Source organism: Elioraea sp. (genome assembly GCF_051860475.1).
Taxonomy (GTDB): domain Bacteria; phylum Pseudomonadota; class Alphaproteobacteria; order Acetobacterales; family Acetobacteraceae; genus Elioraea.
The window spans coordinates 1-19,384 of the sequence record NZ_JBHYDW010000036.1 but is presented as its reverse complement, the minus strand read 5'-3'; the positions used below and the strand labels follow the sequence as shown (position 1 = coordinate 19,384).

Here is a 19,384-nt window from a genome sequence, read left to right as displayed (position 1 = left end):
TTCGATCTCGCAGCGACGCAGCGAGAGTTGCAGGCATGCTGGGGCGACGCGGACCGGAGCAGTACGAGTTCTTCGCTGGCTCTCTGCGTGAGCTGTTTCCTGACGAGCACGTGCTCGCCCGCGTTGATCGCGTGCTCGATCTGAGCTGGCTGCGTGACGAGGTGGCTGGGCTGTACAGCGCCGAGGCCGGTCGTCCCAGCATCGATCCGGAAGCGGCGGTCAGGCTGATGCTGGCCGGCTTCCTGCTCGGCCTCGTTCATGACCGCCGTCTGATGCGCGAGGCGGCGGTGAACGTGGCGATCCGCTGGTTCGCGCGCTTCGGGCTGGCCGACGCCCTGCCGGACCATTCCTCACTCACGCGCATTCGTCAACGATGGGGCGCGGCGCGCTTTCGCCGCATCTTCGAGTGCACGGTGACGGCGTGCGTGGCGGCCGGGATCGCGAAAGGCGAGGTGGTGCATCTCGACGCCACACTGATCCGCGCCGATGTCAGCTGGGAGCCGATCCGATCGCCGGTGCCGATGCGGCGCTTCCGCTACGATGCCCGCCACGACCGCCTCACCTGCCCACGCGGCAAGACGCTGAAGGCCGGTCGGCGCGTGAAGCATGGCCGCTTCTTCACCGCGCGGGCCAAGGACTGCCGGCGCTGCGACTTGGCCCGGCTCTGCCTCTCGGGCGGGCGCGTCAACAAGGCGGTGGTGGTCGGTGACGACTACCCCGCGCTGCTGCGCGCCCGGCGTCGGCGCGACAGGTGGAGCGATCAGGACATGGCCGTTTATGCACGCCACCGCTGGCGCGTCGAGGGCGTCCACGGCGAGGCGAAGACCCGTCACGGCCTGGCGCGCGCCGTGCGCCGCGGCCTGACCAATATCAGGATCCAGGTCTACCTGACGGCCGCCGCCATCAACCTCAAGCGCCTGGCGGCCGCCGTCGCCGTCATCCTGTGTGCGTTCGTCGCCATCCTGATCGGTCCGGTCGCGGGCGCCCCACGGTCCAGGCCCGCCCAAGCACCGTCCGCCTCAGTCTGACCCACCTTCTTCAACAGTCCCCGCGTTCATTGGATGCGCAACGCTCTTGCTCACGTGCCGAAGGCGCACAGCTCCATGGCCGCCGCGGCGCTGCGCCAGGCCTTCCTGCAATCCGACCAGGCCACTGCCCGCCAGACCTGGCGCCACGTCGCCGACCAGCTGCGCCCGCGATGGCCCAAGCTCGGCGCCCTGATGGACGACAGCGAGGACGACGTGCTCGCCTACATGGCGTTCCCGCCCGCGCACCGCACCAAGCTGCACTCGGTCAACACGCTCGAACGCCTGAACAAGGAGGTGAAGCGCCGCGCCGATGTGGTCGGCATCTTCCCCTCCGAAGCCGCGATCATTCGCCTGATCGGCGCCGTGCTGCTCGAGGCCAACGATGAGGGGCAGCTGCAACACCGCTACATGGGCGTCGAGGCACTCGCCGAACTGCTCAACCCGCCGCCGGCCAACGAGACCCTGCAAATCCCACCCAAGGCCGCCTGAGCCATGGCCACCTCGGCGACACACCAATTCTCCACCACCTTGACGGACGTGACCGAGGCAACAAAGTCATTCAGCGGCGTTGGCATTGTCCGTCCCAAATGGACTGCTGATGATACTGTGGTCGATGCAAACTCAGGCCGCAACCCGGATGTGTCGCCGATGATGCGCTGGCCGTAGCCATCGCCCACGACGTGATCTGGCGGGGGCAAAGCGGCTATGGGTCGCCCGCCGACGCGGTGTTTGCCTATTTCGGCTTTCATCCATTCTGTTGCGCGCACGGAAGTGTAAGGGCAGTCTTGGGCTATTTGCGGCCAAGCCGGACGATAGTTTTCCCTCTCGAAGATTCAGATCCCGGTCGCAAACGCAGCTTCAAAGCGAGACCCAGCCCCCACCCCAGACCGGGTTGCCGACCGCCCCGCCCCGCCGCAGGATGCGCCCCTCGCCTCAGTCGTCCAGGAAGGAACACCCTGAATGCCCCATGTGCTGCTCGAGCGGCCGCTCCATCCTGCGGGCCGCGCGATCCTCGATGCGCGTCCCGGCGTGACGGTGGAGGTCGCGACCGACGTCGCCGACTTCACGACCCGCGCCGCCAAGGCGGACGCGATCCTGCTCTGGCTCAGCCGCGTCGATGCCGCCTTCCTGGACCGCTGCCCGAACCTCAAGGTGGTCGCGCGCTACGGTGTCGGCTTCGACACGATCGACATCCCCGAGTGCACGAAGCGCGGCCTGCCGGTGGCGGTGGTGAACGGGGCGAACGATCTCGGCGTGGCCGAACACGCGATGGGGCTGCTGCTCGGTGTCGCCCGCCAAGTGCCCGCCTACGACAGGATGGTGAAGGGAGGCGAATGGCGCTCGGTCGATGGCCCGCCGATCGGCGAGCTCGCCGGGCGCACCGTGCTGGTGATCGGCTACGGGCGGATCGGCACGCGCGTCGCCCGGCTCTGTGCTGCCTTCGGCATGCGCGTGATGGTACACGACCCAGCCTTCCCGACCCCGCGCATCGCCGCGGACGGGCACATTCCGGCACCGGACTGGAAGGCCGCCCTGCCCGAGGCCGATGTGGTGACCCTGCACTGCCCGCTGCACGCGGCCACGCATCACCTGATCAACGCCGACGCCTTCGCGCGCATGAAGACGGGCGTGTGGCTGATCAACACCGCGCGCGGGCCGGTGGTGGACGAGGCGGCGCTGGTGGACGCGCTGCGCTCGGGCAAGGTGGCCGCCGCCGGGCTCGACGTGCTGACGATCGAGCCGGCGGTCAAGGACAACCCGCTGTTCGGCTTCGACAACGTCATCCTCTCGCCGCACAGCGCCGCGGCCGCGCAGGAGACACTCGCGAAGATGGCCGTGCGCGCGGCGCACAACATGCTCGATGCGATCGACGGCAAGATCGATCCGGGTTTCCTGGTGAACCCCGAGGTGCTGCGGAGGAACGCCTGAGATGCCGCACGTCCTCTGCCTGCGCCCGATCCACCCGGACGCGATCGCGCTGATGCGCGCGGCCCCCGGCGTGACCGTCGAGGTCCTCGACCCGGTGACGCCCGACACGCTCGCCGCCCGCATCGCCGAGGCCGATGCGATCACCGTGCGGATCACCCGGATCGACGCCGGCATGATCGCGCAGGCGCCGAGGCTCCGCATCGTCGCGCGTCACGGCGTGGGCTACGACGCGGTGGACGTCGATGCGCTGACCGCGCGCGGCATTCCGCTGACCGTCACGCCGGATGCGAACGCCGTGAGCGTGGCGGAGCACGCGCTGATGCTGATGCTGACGGTCGCGCGCCAGACGCTTGCCTTCCACGCGCGCACCAAGGCGGCGCAGTGGGGATTCCCGCCAGAGATTCCCACCTTCGACCTCGCCGGGCGCACCGTGCTGGTGATCGGGTTCGGGCGGATCGGCGGGCGGGTCGCGCGGCTGTGCGCCGCGTTCGGGATGACGGTGCTGGTGCGTGACCCCCACGTGCCGCGCAACACCATCAAGGGCGTGGGGTTCACGCCGGCGGACGATCTCGACGCCGCGCTCGCGGCCGCCGACATCGTGACGCTGCACTGCCCATCCAACACCGAGACGCGCGGGATCGTCAGCGAGTCGTTCCTGAAGGCCGCCAAGCCGGGCGTGGTGCTGATCAATACCGCACGCGGCACATTGGTGGACGAGCCGGCGCTGGCCACCGCGCTCGCCTCCGGACACGTTGCCGGGGCCGGGCTCGACGTGTTCGCGGTCGAGCCGGTCGAGCCCGGCAACGTGCTGCTGAAGGCGCCGAACGTCGTTGCGATGCCGCACAGCGCAGCGGCCACGGCCGAGAGCATGCGGCGGATGGCGATGTCCTGCGCCGAGAGCATCCTCGCCTGCTTCGACGGACGGCTCGACCCGCACGTGGTCGTGAATCGGGAGGTGCTGCGCCGCAACGCCTGACGGTCGCGCTGTTGCGGCGCCCGCTTTTCTGTTGCATTGCAGCAGAGCCTGTCCCATGTCCGGGACATGCCCGAACAGATGACCCCACGGACGGACGGACGCGGCGTGACCGCCCGGACCAACCCGAAGCGGATCGAGTTGGCCCTGCAAGGCGGCGGCGCGCACGGCGCGTTCACCTGGGGCGTGCTGGACCGGCTGCTTTCCGACGAGACGCTCGCGATCGAGGGGATCAGCGGCACCTCCGCCGGGGCGATGAACGCCGTGGTGGTGGCCGACGGGCTGGTGCGCGGCGGCCGTGACGGCGCACGCGCGGCCCTCGAACGGTTCTGGCGCGCGGTCAGCGATGCCGCGCGCACGAGCCCGGTGCAGCGCACCTGGCTCGACCACGCGCTCGGCCGCTGGACGCTCGATCTCTCGCCCGGTTATCTCGCGATGGACCTCGCGAGCCGGCTGCTGTCGCCCTACGACATCAATCCGCTCGATCTCAACCCGCTGCGCGACCTCGTGCGCGAGATGGTCGATTTCGACAACGTCAACCGCTGCGACGCGCTGAAGGTGTTCGTCGCCGCGACCAACGTCCGCACCGGAAGGCCGCACGTTTTCCGCCAGCCGCGCATCACGCTCGACAGCGTCATGGCCTCTGCCTGCCTGCCGTTCCTCTACAAGGCGGTCGAGATCGACGGCGAGGCCTACTGGGACGGTGGCTACATGGGCAACCCTGTGCTCTATCCGCTGGTGGACGAGTGCGACGCGCGTGACCTGGTGATCGTGCAGATCAATCCGCTGGTGTGCGCCGAGGTGCCGAAATCCGCGCGCGACATCCTCAACCGCGTCAACGAGCTCAGCTTCAACGCCTCGCTGCTGAAGGAACTGCGCGCGATCCTGCTGCTGAAGCAGCTCATCGACGCCGAGGGGCTCGAGCGCGAGCGCTACCGCGACATGCTGATCCACCGCATCCACGCCGAGGCCGAGATGGCAGCACTCGGCGTCTCCTCGAAACTCATTGCCGAGTGGGCGTTCCTCGAACACCTGCGCGAAATCGGCTTCCAGGCGGCCGACCGGTTCGTGGCCGAGCACCGCGACGACCTCGGCGCGCGTTCCACCTATCCGCTTGACCACGTGCTCTGGGGCAGCGTGCGTCCGGCCGGGATCGCCGACGCGGACGACGCGGCGTGACCGGCATCCTTGGCGTCGTCCTCGCGCTGGGGCTGCTGATCTATCTCGCCTATCGCGGCGTGACGGTGCTGCTCCTCGCTCCGCTGATGGCGCTGTTCGCGGCGGCCTTCGACGGCGGCGTGCCGCTGCTCGCGACCTATACCCAGGTGTTCATGCGCGCGGCCGGCGACTTCATCGTGCCGTTCTTCCCGCTGTTCCTGCTGGGAGCGGTGTTCGGCAAGCTGATGGACGACAGTGGTTCCGCGGAGGCGATCGCGCGCGGCATGGTCGCCCGCCTCGGCGCGCAGCGCTCGATCCTCGCCGTCGTGCTCGCCTGCGCAGTGCTGACCTATGGCGGCGTCTCGCTGTTCGTCGTCGCCTTCGCGGTCTATCCGGTCGCGGCGGCCTTGTTCCGCCAGGCGGATATCCCGAAGCGGCTGATCCCGGCGACCATCGCGCTCGGCGCCTTCACGTTCACCATGACCGCGCTGCCCGGCACGCCGGCGATCCAGAACGCGATCCCGATGCCCTATTTCGGCACCACGCCCTTCGCCGCGCCCGGGCTCGGCGTGATCGCGGGGCTGGTGATGCTCGGCATCGGCCTCGCCTGGCTCTCGTTCCGCGAGGGCCGGGCGCGCGCGGCCGGCGAGGGGTACGGCGCGGCGGCCGACGGCGTGGCGACGCCGGACAAGGACCTGCGCGAGCGCGCCCAGGGCGAGGGTTTTGATCTGATGGAGATCGGCGCGCAGCCGCCTGTCGAGGCGCGTGCGCTGCCCCCGTTCACACTCGCGGTCGCCCCTGTGGCGCTGGTGGTGGCGCTCAACCTCGTCTTCACCACGCTGGTGATCCCGCGTCTCGACACGTCCTATCTCGCGCAGCCGCAGTATGGCGCGACCGACATCGCCGCCGTGCGCGGCCTCTGGGCGATCGTGCTGGCGCTGACGATCGCGATCGTCGCGATCGCGGTCGCGAACCGCGCGCGGCTGCCGAAGCTCACCCGTTCGCTCGATGACGGCGCGAACGCCTCGGTGCTGCCGATCTTCAACACCGCCTCGCTGGTGGGCTTCGGTGCCGTGGTGGCCTCGCTCTCCGCCTTCGAGACCATCCGCGACGCCGTGCTCGGTGTGGGCGGGGGCAATCCGCTGATCTCGCTCGCGGTGGCGGTGAACGTGCTCGCCGGCATGACGGGCTCGGCCTCGGGGGGCATGAGCATCGCGCTGAAGACGCTGGGGCCGACCTATCTTGAACTTGGCCAGGCGGCGGGGATCGCGCCCGACCTGCTGCACCGGGTCACCACGGTCGCGACCGGCGGGCTCGATGCGCTGCCGCACAACGGCGCGGTGATCACGCTGCTTGGCATCTGCGGACTGACCCACCGGCAGGCGTATGGTGATCTGTTCGTCGTCGCCGCACTCGGGCCGATCGTCGCGCTGGTGGTGCTGATCGTACTCGGAACGACCCTCGGCACGTTCTGAGCGCGGCGGGGGACAAACCCCGCCGCGCTCGGTCCGTCACGCGCCCTGGATCGCCGCGCGCATCTTCGCCGGCGTGTACGGGATCGAGCGCAGCCGCGCGCCGGTCGCGTCGAAGATCGCGTTGCTGACGGCCGACGGCACGATCGCCGCGGCCGGCTCGCCCGCGCCCCAGGGCCGCTCGGTCGGCCGGTCGATCAGCTCGATGATGATCTCCGGCACTTCGGGCATGGTGATCACCTGGTAGGTGCTCCAGTCCACGCTGGTGACGGCACTGCGGCTGAAGGTCAGCTCCTCCTTGAACGTGCGTGACAGCGTGTGGACGATGTTGCCCTCAACCTGCGCCTTCACGCCGTCCGGGTTGATCATCTGCCCGCAGTCATGCGTGCAGAAGAAGCGCGTCACCCGGATCGCGCCGGTGCTGCGGTTCACCTCCACCTCGGCCACGGCCGCGACGTAGGTGCGCACCAGCTCGTACTTGCAATAGGTGACGCCGCGGCCGCGCAGGATCTCGCCCGAGCGGTCGGATTGCGGCGAGGGCCGCGTCTGCCAGTTCGAAAGCTGCGCGACGCGTTCCAGCACCTCGCGCCCGCGCGGATCGTCGGTGGGCATATAGCGCAGCCGATACGCGATCGGATCGGCCCGCGCCTCGGCCGCACACTCGTCGATGAACGCCTCGTTCGCGTAGGTGTTCTGCATCCGCCCCGGCGTGCGGATCCAGGACGGGCGGAACGGCGTGGTGTCCAGCCGGTGGCAGGTCGTCTTCACGGCAGGGAAGGTGTAGGGCACCGCCAGGTTGTGGACGATGTTGCCGGGGTGGATCTGGTTCTCGCGCGGCAGCCCGGCGAGCTCCGCGGTCGTGAGATCCACGTTGCCGCCCGCACCCTTCGGGATGAACGCCTCGCTCTCCCAGCCGAGGATGTTGCCCTGCGCGTCGAGCCCCGCGCGCAGATCGACCAGATGCGGCGGGCCCTTCGGGTCCCAGCCATGCTCGTCTGCGCGCATCCATTGCAGCCGCACCGGCCGGCCGGCCGCGCGCGCGAGCAGCGCCGCATCGGCAGCCGCATCCTCGTGGCCGTTCCGCCCGTAGCAGCCCGAGCCTTCGAGATAGATGCAGCGGATCTGCTCGATCGGCATCCCCAGCATCAGGCCGAGCTGCTTGCGCAGGTTGTGCGTCGCCTGGCTCGCGGTCCAGACCGTCAGCCGCCCACCCGCAAACTCGGCGACCGCGCAGGACGGGCCCATCGAGGCGTGGCTGTGGATCGGGAAGTCGTAGGTGGCGGAGATGGTCTTCGCCGCCCCGCGGATCGCCTCGCCCGGGTTGCCTCGATCGGAGGTCACCTGCACCTGCGCGACGGGGGTGGCACGCACATGCTCCCAGATCCGCGCCTGGTCCGGCAGGCCGGCCCAGGACGACCAGCGGACGTTCAGCGCACGCGCGGCCTTGATCGCGGCCCATTCCGTCTCCGCGACGACGCCCACATAGTTACCCTCGCGCACCACGCGCACGACGCCGGGGATGCCGCGCACCGAGGCCTCGTCCACCGCCTCGACGGTCGCGCCGAGCGCGGGTGGGAACACCGTCCGGCCGTGCAGCATCCCCTCGCGCCGGACGTCGTAGACGTAGCGGAACCGGCCGAACACCTTGTCGGGGATATCCACGCGCGGCATCGCGCGGCCGACGATGCGCCGCGCCTCGGGCGGCTTGATCGGCACGTTGGTGTCCACCTTCAGCGCCAGCGCCTGCCCGCCGACCAGCTCGGCGTAGCTGACGCAGCCGCTCGGCGGCGAGCCGGACCAGCTCGCGCCGCGCGGTGGCGCAGGCCGCGCGCAGCTGCACCCCGCCGTTCTGGATCGAGAGCGATCCATAGGTCGGCCCCTGGTCGGGGGTGAGCGCGGTGTCGCCCTCGATCACCGCGACGCGCGCCATCGGCACATCGAGCTCGTCGGCGGCAATCTGCATGAAGCCGGTGCGCACGCCGGTGCCGAGATCGACCTTGCCGATATGCACGGTCACAGCGCCTTGCGCGTCGATCGACAGGAAGGTGGCGACCTCGTCGGTCGCGACCGGCTTCTCGGTCCAGGCGGCCGCGCCGCGCGGACGCAGCCCGATCGAGAACGCGACGGTCAGCGCACCGCCGGCCTTCAGGATGGAGCGACGATCGATGATCGCGTTCATCTCGCCCTCCCTCACGCCTGCGCCGCGCGCAGCACGGCGGCGATCACGCGCGGCTGGGTGCCGCAGCGGCAGATCACGCCGGCAAGCTCCTCGCGGATCTGCGCCTCGGTCGGCTTGGGGTTCTTCGCGAGCAGCGCCGCCGACTGCATGATCATGCCGGGCAGGCAATAGCCGCACTGCACCGCCTGGGTCTCGATGAACGCTCGCTGCACCGGGTGCGGGCGCTCCGGCGTGCCGAGCCCCTCGAGCGTCACGACGCGCTTGCCGCGCGCCTGCACGGCGGGGAACTGGCAGGAGCGCACCGCCTCGCCGTTGACATGCACCGTGCAGGCGCCGCATTGCGCGAGCCCGCAGCCGTAGTGCAGCCCCGTCAGGCCGAGCTCGTTGCGCAGCGCATAGAGCAGCGGGATCTCGGCATCCTCGGCACGCAGCGTCACCGCGCGGCCGTTGACCGTCGTCTCGACGTTTTCGCTCATCGTTCCCTCCGCGCCCGCCCTCCGCTCAGTGGGCGAGTTCGCCGTGGACTTTCCTCCCGGTGTGCCGGGCCTGCAACAGCAAAGCGCCCGCCGAGGCGGTCAAGCCGTCTCGATCCCCGCGATCTCGATCCCCGCGATCGAGCCATGGTGCATCAGACGATCCGGCCGGGCGCCTCGACCGCCGCCGCCGTCGCGAAGCCGCGCAGGCGCGTGGCGATGACCTCGCCCACCGAGGCGATAGCCGCGCGGCGCGGGAATCGCGCCCGCCAGGCGATGCGCACCGTCCGCCCGACCCGAGACGCGAGCGGTCGCAGCACGAGCCCGGCATCCTGCGCCACACCGGCCGCCAGCCCCGGGATCAGGGTCGTGCCGTAGCCGGCGGCGACCATGTTGAGCAGCGTGGCGAGGCTGGCCGCGCGCAGCGTGCCGCCCAACGTCCCGCTCTGGCCGCAGGCCGCCAGCGCCTGGTCGCGCAGGCAATGCCCGTCCGCGAGCACGAGCATGTCCCGCGCGAGATCCTCCTCCGCCACCACCGCGCGGCCGGCGAGCGGATGCTCGGGCGGCAGCGCCGCCAGGAAGGGTTCGGCGAACAGCGCCCGGCTCAGAAGGTCCCGCCCATCCACCTCGGTCGCCAGCAGGACGGCATCCAGCTCATGCGCCCGCAGGCGCTCGAGCAGCGCGGCGGTCTGGTCCTCCCACGGCTCGACTTCGAGTGCGGGCAGCGCCTCGCGCAGCGGCGCGAATACCAGCGGCAGCAGATAGGGCGCGAGCGTCGGGATGATGCCGAGCCGGAACCGCCCGGCCAGCGGATCGCGCAGGTCGCGCGCCACCGCCAGGATCGCGTCCGCCTCCGCCACCGCAGCGCGGACATGGCCGATCAGCCGGTCGCAGGCGGCGGTCGGCGCCGCCGTCTTGCCGCCGCGCTCGAACAGCACGACGCCGAGGAGCGTCTCAAGCTTGCGGACCTGGACGGAGAGCGTGGGCTGGCTGACGCCGCAGGCTTCGGCGGCGCGGCCAAAATGTCCGTGCTCGGCCACGGCCAGCAGATAGCGCAGGTCGCGCAGGTTCATCGGGTCAGCCGGACTGCCGTCATAGTCACAGCCTATCGTAGCCTTAGGACCTGTGGCCTTCCATTGATCGCCCGCCTGCCGCTACGGTGGGCTCACGTCAGGCATCCCGGGAGAGGAGCGGCAGGATCCGGGACCCGACCGCCGGGTTCGGCGCGTCCGGGGCTGGAAGCGGCCGCGACTTCACCGTCAGACGTCAGGGCCGGACCTGGAGCCGGATCGTCTTCCACGGAGGGCCGTGTTCGCCTGCGCGGACCAGCCCCATCAACGCAACCAAGGTTGGAGGGTAGAGATGGACGGAATCGGTGACCGGAGCGCCGGCAAGTGCCCGATGATGCAGGGGAAGCCGACGGCCGCGCGGTTCACGACCCGGTCGAACCGCGACTGGTGGCCGAACCAGCTCAACCTGCGCATCCTCAGCCAGCATTCCGCCAAGTCCGACCCGATGGGCGAGGCCTTCGACTACGCCAAGGCATTCAAGACACTCGACGTCGAGGCGCTGAAGAAGGACCTCATCGCGCTGATGACGGTCTCGCAGGACTGGTGGCCTGCCGATTACGGCCACTACGGCCCGCTGTTCATCCGCATGTCCTGGCACGCCGCCGGCACCTACCGCACGGCGGACGGCCGCGGCGGCGCTTCGACCGGCGCGCAGCGCTTCGCCCCTGAGAATTCCTGGCCCGACAACGCGAATCTCGACAAGGCGCGGCGCCTGCTGTGGCCGATCAAGCAGAAATACGGCAACAGCATCTCCTGGGCGGATCTGCTCGTCTTTGCCGGCACCGTCGCGATGGAATCGATGGGCCTGAAGCCGTTCGGCTTCGGCTTCGGCCGCTCGGACATCTGGGAACCGGAGGAGGACATCTACTGGGGGTCGGAGGACACCTGGCTGGGCGACAAGCGGTACAGCGGCGACCGCATGCTGGAGAACCCGCTCGCGGCCGTGCAGATGGGCCTCATCTACGTCAATCCGGAAGGGCCGAACGGCAACCCAGACCCGGTCGCCTCGGGCCGCGACATCCGCGAGACCTTCTCGCGCATGGCGATGAACGACGAGGAGACCGTGGCCCTGACCGCTGGCGGCCACACCTTCGGCAAGTGCCACGGTGCGGGCGACGTCTCGTTGGTCGGCCGCGAGCCGGAAGCGGCGCCGCTGGAGCAGATGGGCCTCGGCTGGAAGAGCAGCTTCGGGTCGGGCAAGGCTGGGGACGCCATCACCAGCGGCATCGAGGGTGCGTGGACGCCGACGCCGACATGGTGGGACAATAGCTACTTCGACATGCTGCTCGGCTACGAGTGGGAACTGACCAAGAGCCCGGCAGGCGCGCATCAGTGGAAGCCGACCGATCCCAATGCGCAGAGTCTGGTGCCGGACGCGCATGATCGAACCAGGCGCCACCCGCCCATGATGACGACGGCGGACATGGCGATGAAAATGGATCCGGAATACCGGAAGATCTCCGAGCGCTTCCACAAGGATCCGGCCGCCTTTGCAGATGCCTTCGCCCGTGCGTGGTTCAAGCTGACGCACCGCGATATGGGGCCGAAGGTCCGCTATCTCGGCCCGCTGGTGCCGAAACAGGACCTGATCTGGCAGGACCCCGTTCCGCCGGTGACGCACACGCTGGTGGATGACGCGGATGTCGTTCTGCTCAAGAGGCAGATCCTCGCTTCCGGCCTGTCGGTCTCGCAGCTCGTTCAGACCGCCTGGGCCTCGGCCTCGACCTTCCGCGGCTCGGACCGACGTGGCGGGGCGAATGGCGCGCGGATCCGCCTCGCACCGCAGAAGGACTGGGAGGTGAACCAGCCCACCCAACTCGCCGACGTGCTGGCAAAGCTCGAGGGCGTGCGGAAGGCGTTCAACGCCGCCGCGACCGGCGGCAAGCAGATCTCGCTCGCGGACCTGATCGTGCTCGGCGGCTCCGCGGCCATCGAGCAGGCGGTCAAGGCGGCCGGCCATGACGTGACAGTGCCCTTCGCGCCGGGCCGGACCGATGCGACGCAGGAGCAGACCGATGTCGACTCCTTCGCGCCGCTGGAGCCGGAGGCGGACGGGTTCCGCAACTACCGGAAGGCCCGCTACACGGTCTCGGCCGAGGAACAGCTGGTCGACCGCGCGCAGCTGCTGACGCTGACCGCGCCGGAGATGACCGTGCTGGTGGGCGGTCTGCGCGTGCTCGGCGCGAACTGCGGCGGCTCGCAGCACGGCGTCTTCACTAAGCAGCCGGGCAGGCTGACGAACGACTTCTTCGTCAACCTGCTCGACATGGGCACGGTCTGGACGCCGACGGACGAGACGGCAGAGACGTTCGAGGGCCACGACCGCGCGACGGGTGCGGCGAAGTGGACGGGCACGCGCGTCGATCTGGTCTTCGGGTCGAACTCGCAGCTCCGCGCGCTCGCGGAGGTCTACGCGCAGGACGATGCGAAGGCGAAGTTCGTGCGTGACTTCGTCGCCGCGTGGACCAAGGTGATGAACGCGGATCGCTTCGACCTCGCCTGAGGTCGGCGGAACGGCGCTCGGGCACGGCGCTCGGGCTCCGGACAGCTGCTTGGCCCGACGTTCGGGGGTGGGATCGCGGCGCGGTTCCGCCCCCTTTTTCGTGTCCGGACGTCGTCGTCGTCGGACTATCATCCTCGCCCGCACCGACCGGAGTCGCTCGCCATGGATCACGAGACCCTCGCGCGCCTGCGCGCGCGCTATGCCGACGCCAGGCCCGGGGAGGTGTTCGATCCCCATTTCGCCGAGATCGCGCGCGCGCACTTCGCCGAGGGCGGCCGCCGGCGCTGGCCGTTCGAGGGACCGGCCACCCTGCTCTCCGCCCCGCTCGACCAGGCGGCGGCCGAGAAGCCCGACCTCGGCGGGCTCGACATCGCGCTGATCGGCGTGCCGATGGATCTCGGCGTGACCAATCGCGCCGGCGCACGGCTCGGCCCGCGCGCGGTGCGCAATGTCGAGCGGATCGGCCCCTACGACCCCGTGCACGACCTGGTGCCGCTGAGCCGCGGCCGGATCGCCGATATCGGCGACGTGCCGATGCCCACGCGCTATTCGCTGGAGCGCTGCCACGAGGCGATCGAGGCGTTCGTTGCGCGCGTGCACGCCGCTGGCGTCCGCCCCTTGCTCGTCGGCGGCGATCATTCCATCACCCTGCCGATCCTGCGTGCGCTCGGCCGCGACCGTCCGCTCGGCCTGGTGCACATCGATGCGCATGCCGATACCTCCGGCATGCAGGAGGGCACCAAGTTCCACCACGGCGGCCCGTTCCGCGAAGCGGTGCTGGCCGGGGTGCTCGATCCCAAGCGGACGATCCAGATCGGCATTCGCGGCGGCGCCGGCTGGCTCTGGGAGTTCTCCTACGACAGCGGCATGACCGTGATCGGGATGCACGAGGTCGAGCAGGCCGGTATCCCGGCGGTGATCGAGCGAGCGCGCGGCGTGATCGGCGATGGTCCGGCCTATCTCTCCTTCGACATCGATGCGCTTGACCCGGCCTTCGCGCCGGGGACGGGCACGCCCGAGACGGGCGGCTTCAGCACGCGCGAGGCGATGGCGCTCCTGCGCGGGCTCGCCGGGCTCGACATCGTCGCGGGCGACGTGGTCGAGGTCGCGCCGCAATACGATCCTTCCACCATCACGGCCCAGGCGGGCGCGCAGATGCTGTTCCAGATCCTCTGTCTGACGCTGCTCGCGCCAAGCCATCGGCCGCGGGCCGACGAGGCCCGCCCGGAGCGCTGACGCCGCGTGCGCGGCCGCGCCGACCGGCCGGCCATGTCCGGTCCGGCCATGTCCGGTCAGGATTCGGTGCTCCGGCGCACTGGTCGTCCGTTCGGGCGACGGTGCACGGATCACCAGTTGCCCGCGACGCCAACCTCAGGATCCTGTGCGCACGCCGGGCGCACGCGCCGATCGCGCCGACGCTGGACGTGCCGCGGCATGCCGGACACCAGCCGGCGGCTGTGGCGTCTTCGGCTTCCGCCTACTCCTCGCGCATGGCCCGGCGCATGCCGTCCAGGATCGGGCTGAGAAGGTAGTCGAGCGCGGTCCGGCCGCTGCCGACGATCAGCACGTCGGCCGGCATGCCCGGCGTCAGCGACACGCCCTCCGGCAGCAGCCGTTCCGTGCCCGGGTCGAGCGTGGCGCGCACCAGGAAGAACGGCTCGCCGCGCGCATTCACCTGGCGATCCGCCCCGGCATAGATGAGCCGGCCGGAGAGCGGCCGCACCCGCCGGTGCGAGAAGCCGGTGAGGCGCACGTTCACCGCCTGGCCGGGTGCGACCCGCTCGATGTCGGAGGGGCTGACCGCCGCCTCGATCACCAGGGCGTCATCCGCCGGCACGATGTCCATCACCGGCTGCCCGGCGACGATGCTGCTGCCCGGGGTGAAGAACCGCAGGTCGGTGACGGTTCCTGCATCGGGCGAGACGACCACGGCGCGGCGCAGCAGGTCGTCGGCCGCGGCGAGCTGCGCCCGCCCCGCGGCCGCCTGCCCCACCGCGTCCTGCATCTCGCGTGCCGCCTCGTTGCGGCGCGTGGTTCTGAGGTTGAGGATCTCGAGCTCGGCCTGCGCGATCGCCTGGCGCGCCTCGGCCGAGCGCGCATCGAGCTCGCCGACCTGACCTTCGAGCTCGGCCACCATCCGCTGCATCTCGAGCGCGCGGGTGCGGGTGGCGAAGCCGCGCGCCAGCAGGTCATTGACCCCGCGCAGCTCCTGCTCCACGAGCCGCAGGCGCGTCCGGTAGGCGACCGCCTGCGCCTCATGGGCGGCGATCTGCTGCTCGAGCTGCGCGATCCGGCGCTGCTGCACGGCGACGGCCCCCTCATAGGCCTCGCGGCGCGCCTCGAACAGCGCGGCCTCGGCCGCCAGCAGCGGCGCGGCCAAGGTCGCGTCGATGCCAACACCCAACGAGTCAGGGAACACCGGCCGGTCGCGATCCGCCATCTCGGCACGCAGTCGCGCGACCCGCGCCTCCGCTGCCACCACGCGCGCCGAAGCCTGCGTGACCAGCGCGCGCGGCTGCGCGTCGTCCAGCCGCAGCAACACGTCGCCGGCCGCGACGCGCTGGCCCTCGGCGACGCGAAGCTCGCGGAGAAGGCCGCTCTCGAGCAGGCTGACGGTCTTGCGCTTGCTCTGCACCACGAGCTGCCCGGTCGCCGGTACGGCGCTGTCGAGCGTGGCGAGCGCGGCCCAGCCGAGCAGTCCGCCTCCGCCGAGCATCATCACCGCCAGCCCCGTGAGCGCGAGCCGGCGCAGCGATGGACCCGCCGGGCCATCGTCGGTCCCGGCGGCCACCTGGATCGTTGCAGGCTGGCGTGTGATCTCCCGGGTCATGGAGCCTCCGTCGGCGGCGCCTCGGCGAGCCGTCCATCGACGATGCGCACGATCCTGTCCGCAACCGCGAGCAGGGCACGGCGATGCGTGATCACCAGGACCGCCGCACCGCGCTTCCGGGCTGACACGATTGCCGCCGCCATCGCCGCCTCGCCCTCGTGATCCAGTCCGGCATCGGGCTCGTCCAGCACCAGCACGGGACACTCGCCGAACAGCGCGCGCGCAAGCGCGAGGCGCTGCTTCTGCCCGCCCGACAGCAGCGGATCGAGCGGGCCGATCGGCGTACCATAGCCCTGCGGCAGGCGTCCGATCGTCTCGTGCATTCCGGCCGCACGCGCGGCCCCGACCACATGCTCGGCGGATGCGGGACGGAACCGCGCGATCGTGTCGCTGATGCTCGCGTCGAGCAGCTGCGGCCGCTGCGGCAGATAGCCGATCATCCCGGAAGACGCCGCCGCGGCCGCGACCAGCCCCGCGGCTTCCGCCACGCCGCCGGTCGGCGCGAGCACACCCGCCGCGATGCGCGCGAGGCTCGACTTGCCGGCTGCGTTCGGGCCGAGCAGCGCGACCACCTCGCCGGGTGCGACCTCGAGCGTGACCCCTGCAAGCACGGGACGATCGCTGCCCGGCGGATGAAACACCACGCCGCGCAGCGCGATGCCCGCGAAACGCGGCTCGGTCGCCGTCTCGGGCGTCGGCGGTGTCACGGCCAGCAGCGCAGTGAGCCGCTGCCAGGCGAGCTGGGTCGCGGCGACGGCGCGCCAATGCGTCATCACCTGGTCGAGCGGCATCAGCAGCAGGGCCAGCATAAGGTTCGCCCCGACGAGGACGCCAGGGGTCGCCTCGCCACGAACCGCCAGCAGCGCGGCGAGCGCGATCATGCCGCCCTGCATCAGCATGCGGGTCAGCCGTGCTGCCGCGCCGACGCCCTCGCCGCGCCGAATCGCCTCGGCCAGCGCCGCGAGACCACGCGCCTGCCCGCCCCGCCAGCGCCGCTCGATCGCCGGCGCCATGCCGAGCCCCTCGACCAGCACCGGGTCGCGCAGCAGCGTGCCGGTGTCCGTGAGCGCGGCCTCCATGCGCGCCTGCGCCGCTGCCATGCGCGGGCGCGCGAGTGCGTCGGTCATGACCGCCCAGCCCAGCAGCGCAGTCGCCGCGGCGAGCGCGAACCAGCCAAGCGCCGGGTGCATCAGGAACAGCACCGCGATCAGGACCGGCGACAGCATCAGGTCGAGCGGCGCGGCGGCCGCCCCGCCCGAGAAGAACAGACGGATCTCCTGGAGGTCCGAGAGCGCACGCGCAACACGTTTGCCGTCGCCGTCGACCGCATGGCGCATGCCAGCCTCGATCACCGGACCGTGCAGCCGGCGCAGCACGCGCTCCGCCACGCCGGCAAGAATCACGCCGCGGATCGCCGAGAGCACGGCATAGATCACCATGCCGGCGAGGCAGATCACGCTGAGGGCCACCAGCGTGTGCAGGCTGCGGCTGGTCAGCACGCGGTCGAACAGGTGCATGTCGTAGAGGGGCACGACCATCACCCCGACCGTGACGCCGAGCGTGAGCGCGACCGAGACGAGGAGGCCGAAGACGATCTCGGCGCGGGCCTCAATGAGCGGCGCGGTCACGCCGCCTCTCCCGCGCCACGGATCAGGCGGATCGGCGGCTGCTCGAGATCCGCGAGCACGGCGCCGCGTGCCCCGTACCGGTCGACCAGGCCCTGCTTGAGCACCAGCAGCCTGTCGGCCGCCACGATCAGCCCGCGCCGATGCGTCGTCAGCACGACCGCCGCACCGCGCGCCCGCAGCCGCTCGATCGCCGCCACCAGGGCAGCCTCTCCAGCGACGTCGAGATGAGCATCGGGCTCGTCCAGCACCACCACACAGGGATCGCCGTGCACCGCGCGCGCGAAGGCGAGGCGCTGGCGCTGGCCCCCGGAAAGCAGGAACCCGGCTTCGTGCAGCCGCGTCGCATAACCGTGCGGCAGCGCGGCGATCGCGTGGTGGATGTCGGCCGCCTTCGCCGCCGCGATCACCGTGCGCGGATCGACCGGGCCGAGCCGCGCGATGGTCTCGGCCACGGTCGCGTCGGGCAGCGCCAGGTGCTGCGGCGCGTAGCCGACGTGACGCGCAAAATCCGCCCGTTCCCAGAGCGCGGTGCCGTAGCCGTCGAGCGTCAGCGCGCCGGCGGTCGGCGCCTCCATGCCGACGATCAGGCGCAGCAGCGTCGTCTTGCCTGCGCCCGACGGGCCGATCACGCCGAGCACCTCGCCAGGCCCGATCGCAAAGGAGACGCCGCGCAGCACCGGCCGGTCTGCGCCGGGCGGGATGAACACCACGCGGTCGGCAACCAGCCGCGCAGCGGGGCGCGGGAGGGCCATGCGGTCGCGGCGCGCGGGCGGCAGCGCGGTCGCCTCGGCGAGCCGGCGCCACGCCGCGATCGCCTCAGCGAACTGCCGGAACGCGCCCGCCGCGCTCTCGAACGGCAGCAGCATCCGACCGAGGATGATGTTGGCCGCGATCATCGCGCCGGCGCTGACACGGCCCTCGATCACCAGCAGCGCGCCGAGCGCCACCATCCCGCCGGTCGCAAGCATGCGCAGCGCGCGGGCGAACGAGGCGACCCACTTGCCGCGACGCACCGCCCGTCCGGCGAGCGCGAGCGCGCCTGCCTCCGCGGCGCGCCAGCGCGCCGAGAGTGTGCCCAGCATGCCGAGCCCGACCACCGCCTCGGCAGCGCGCACCGCTGCGCCGATCTCGCTCGCGCTCCGTGCCGCGGCCATGTTCGCAGCGATCAGCCCCGAACGGCCCGACCGCTCCGCGAGCACGTTCAGCAGCAGCAGCACGATCGCGGCGGCCACCGCGTAGACCGCGAAGGCCGGATCGAGCATCGCCAGCACGAGCACGAAGGCGGGTGCCCAGAGCCCGTCCAGCAGTGCGCCGGAGGCGGGCGAGGCGGCGAAGGCGCGCATCGCCTCGATGTCGCGCAGCGGCTGTACCGCCCCCAGTGCGCTGGCTGCCTGGAATGCAGGTGCTGCAAGCCGGCGCGCGAGCCGCTCGCCGGCCGCCTGGAGGACGACGCCGCGCAGTCCCTCGGCCGCTGCCATCACCGCCATCGCGATGGCGAAAGCGATGAACAGAGCGCCCAGCGTGGGTACGCTGAGGGTCGAGAACACGCGGTCGAACACCGACATCAGGAACAGCGGCAGACCGAGACCCGAGACGAGCTGGAGCAGGTTGAGGGCGAGCAGTAGGGGCAGCACCGTGCCAGACGCCTTGCGGGCGGCGCCCAGTACATCGCGGTCCGGCGGTCCTGCAGTGCCGACGCTCGCGGCCGCCCGCATCGTCTGCTCCTCAAAGCGCCTGCGACAGCGCCATCCCGAGCGCCACGGCCGCCGCGAGGCCAAGCCCTGCGGCAGCGACCAGCGCGGCGCGCGGCGTGCGCGAGGCGGCATCGCGCTCGGCAAGCGTGGCGAGCCGATCGTCGAGCCGGGTGACGCAGACTTCGAGCGTCTCGATCTGGGCCTCCAGCCGCTCCTGTGCCGCGGCGATCCGGCCGAGCGTGTCCTCGGCGCTCGGCGTGGATGCCGGTGCCTGGAGCACGCGCAGCACCGCCCGCTGGCCGGCCACGACCTGCTCGAGGCCGCGCAGCAACCGCGCTAGCGACGCGGTGTCGTTCGCCGCAGGCGGCGGTGGCGCGGCCAGCGGCACCGTGCGTCCGTCCGAGCCGCGCGCCACCACCGCGAGCGAGCCGGCACGCCGGCGCAGCG

At 71.2% G+C, this 19,384-nt stretch carries 15 protein-coding genes and 1 pseudogene; 8 read left to right on the top strand and 8 right to left on the bottom strand.

Features of this window, described 5'->3' with window-relative positions; all coding sequences use genetic code 11:
• The first annotated feature begins 35 nt into the window (after window positions 1–35).
• The 6 genes and pseudogenes from ACTIFU_RS08975 to ACTIFU_RS08950 all read left to right on the top strand — a co-directional run bounded on the left by ACTIFU_RS08975 (window position 36) and on the right by ACTIFU_RS08950 (window position 6,563).
• The gene (locus ACTIFU_RS08975) at window positions 36–1,028 is read left to right on the top strand and encodes a transposase (protein WP_439577962.1); all 993 of its coding nucleotides are present in this window, start codon (window positions 36–38) and stop codon (window positions 1,026–1,028) included.
• 21 nt (window positions 1,029–1,049) lie between these two features.
• A pseudogene (locus ACTIFU_RS08970) lies at window positions 1,050–1,517 on the top strand (transposase); the annotation flags it as partial.
• Between the two features lie 471 nt (window positions 1,518–1,988).
• Complete coding sequence (locus ACTIFU_RS08965) at window positions 1,989–2,957, top strand: hydroxyacid dehydrogenase (protein WP_439577961.1); 969 nt, start codon at window positions 1,989–1,991, stop codon at window positions 2,955–2,957.
• Window position 2,958: 1 nt separating this feature from the next.
• Window positions 2,959–3,933 (top strand): hydroxyacid dehydrogenase, encoded by a 975-nt coding sequence (locus ACTIFU_RS08960; RefSeq protein WP_439577960.1) that lies wholly within the window; start codon window positions 2,959–2,961, stop codon window positions 3,931–3,933.
• 105 nt (window positions 3,934–4,038) lie between these two features.
• Entirely contained in the window at window positions 4,039–5,109 is a 1,071-nt protein-coding gene (locus ACTIFU_RS08955; RefSeq protein WP_439577959.1) for a patatin-like phospholipase family protein, read from the top strand.
• The gene (locus ACTIFU_RS08950; protein WP_439577958.1) at window positions 5,106–6,563 is read left to right on the top strand and encodes a GntP family permease; all 1,458 of its coding nucleotides are present in this window, start codon (window positions 5,106–5,108) and stop codon (window positions 6,561–6,563) included. Before ACTIFU_RS08955 ends, ACTIFU_RS08950 begins: the two co-directional genes overlap by 4 nt.
• 36 nt (window positions 6,564–6,599) lie before the next feature.
• On the opposite strand, the gene ACTIFU_RS08945 is transcribed toward ACTIFU_RS08950, so the two are convergent.
• The 4 genes from ACTIFU_RS08945 to ACTIFU_RS08930 all read right to left on the bottom strand — a co-directional run bounded on the left by ACTIFU_RS08945 (window position 6,600) and on the right by ACTIFU_RS08930 (window position 10,285).
• Complete coding sequence (locus ACTIFU_RS08945) at window positions 6,600–8,159, bottom strand: xanthine dehydrogenase family protein molybdopterin-binding subunit (RefSeq protein ID WP_439577971.1); 1,560 nt, start codon at window positions 8,157–8,159, stop codon at window positions 6,600–6,602.
• A complete protein-coding gene (locus ACTIFU_RS08940; protein ID WP_439577957.1) occupies window positions 8,047–8,739 on the bottom strand; it encodes a molybdopterin cofactor-binding domain-containing protein in 693 nt (230 codons plus the stop codon). Before ACTIFU_RS08940 ends, ACTIFU_RS08945 begins: the two co-directional genes overlap by 113 nt.
• A gap of 11 nt (window positions 8,740–8,750) precedes the next feature.
• Window positions 8,751–9,215, bottom strand: coding sequence for a (2Fe-2S)-binding protein (locus tag ACTIFU_RS08935; RefSeq protein ID WP_439577956.1), 465 nt, complete (start codon window positions 9,213–9,215; stop codon window positions 8,751–8,753).
• A gap of 152 nt (window positions 9,216–9,367) precedes the next feature.
• Window positions 9,368–10,285: a hydrogen peroxide-inducible genes activator gene (locus tag ACTIFU_RS08930; protein WP_439577955.1), complete on the bottom strand. Its 918-nt coding sequence runs from the start codon at window positions 10,283–10,285 to the stop codon at window positions 9,368–9,370.
• 289 nt (window positions 10,286–10,574) lie between these two features.
• On the opposite strand from ACTIFU_RS08930, the gene katG reads away from it, so the two are divergent.
• Window positions 10,575–12,785 (top strand): catalase/peroxidase HPI, encoded by a 2,211-nt coding sequence (gene katG / locus ACTIFU_RS08925; protein ID WP_439577954.1) that lies wholly within the window; start codon window positions 10,575–10,577, stop codon window positions 12,783–12,785.
• Between the two features lie 162 nt (window positions 12,786–12,947).
• Window positions 12,948–14,021: an agmatinase gene (speB, locus tag ACTIFU_RS08920; RefSeq protein ID WP_439577953.1), complete on the top strand. Its 1,074-nt coding sequence runs from the start codon at window positions 12,948–12,950 to the stop codon at window positions 14,019–14,021.
• Window positions 14,022–14,262: 241 nt separating this feature from the next.
• Here the strand turns inward: speB and ACTIFU_RS08915 are convergent, their stop codons facing one another.
• From ACTIFU_RS08915 to ACTIFU_RS08900, 4 genes are all read right to left on the bottom strand, one after another.
• On the bottom strand, window positions 14,263–15,615 hold the full coding sequence (locus tag ACTIFU_RS08915; protein WP_439577952.1) for an HlyD family type I secretion periplasmic adaptor subunit: 1,353 nt from the start codon (window positions 15,613–15,615) through the stop codon (window positions 14,263–14,265).
• Window positions 15,612–17,243, bottom strand: coding sequence for a type I secretion system permease/ATPase (locus ACTIFU_RS08910; RefSeq protein ID WP_439577951.1), 1,632 nt, complete (start codon window positions 17,241–17,243; stop codon window positions 15,612–15,614). Before ACTIFU_RS08910 ends, ACTIFU_RS08915 begins: the two co-directional genes overlap by 4 nt.
• A complete protein-coding gene (locus tag ACTIFU_RS08905) occupies window positions 17,240–18,958 on the bottom strand; it encodes a type I secretion system permease/ATPase (protein ID WP_439577950.1) in 1,719 nt (572 codons plus the stop codon). Before ACTIFU_RS08905 ends, ACTIFU_RS08910 begins: the two co-directional genes overlap by 4 nt.
• Before the next feature lie 10 nt (window positions 18,959–18,968).
• Window positions 18,969–19,384: hypothetical protein (locus ACTIFU_RS08900; protein WP_439577949.1), on the bottom strand; the 416-nt coding region annotated here is incomplete at its 5' end.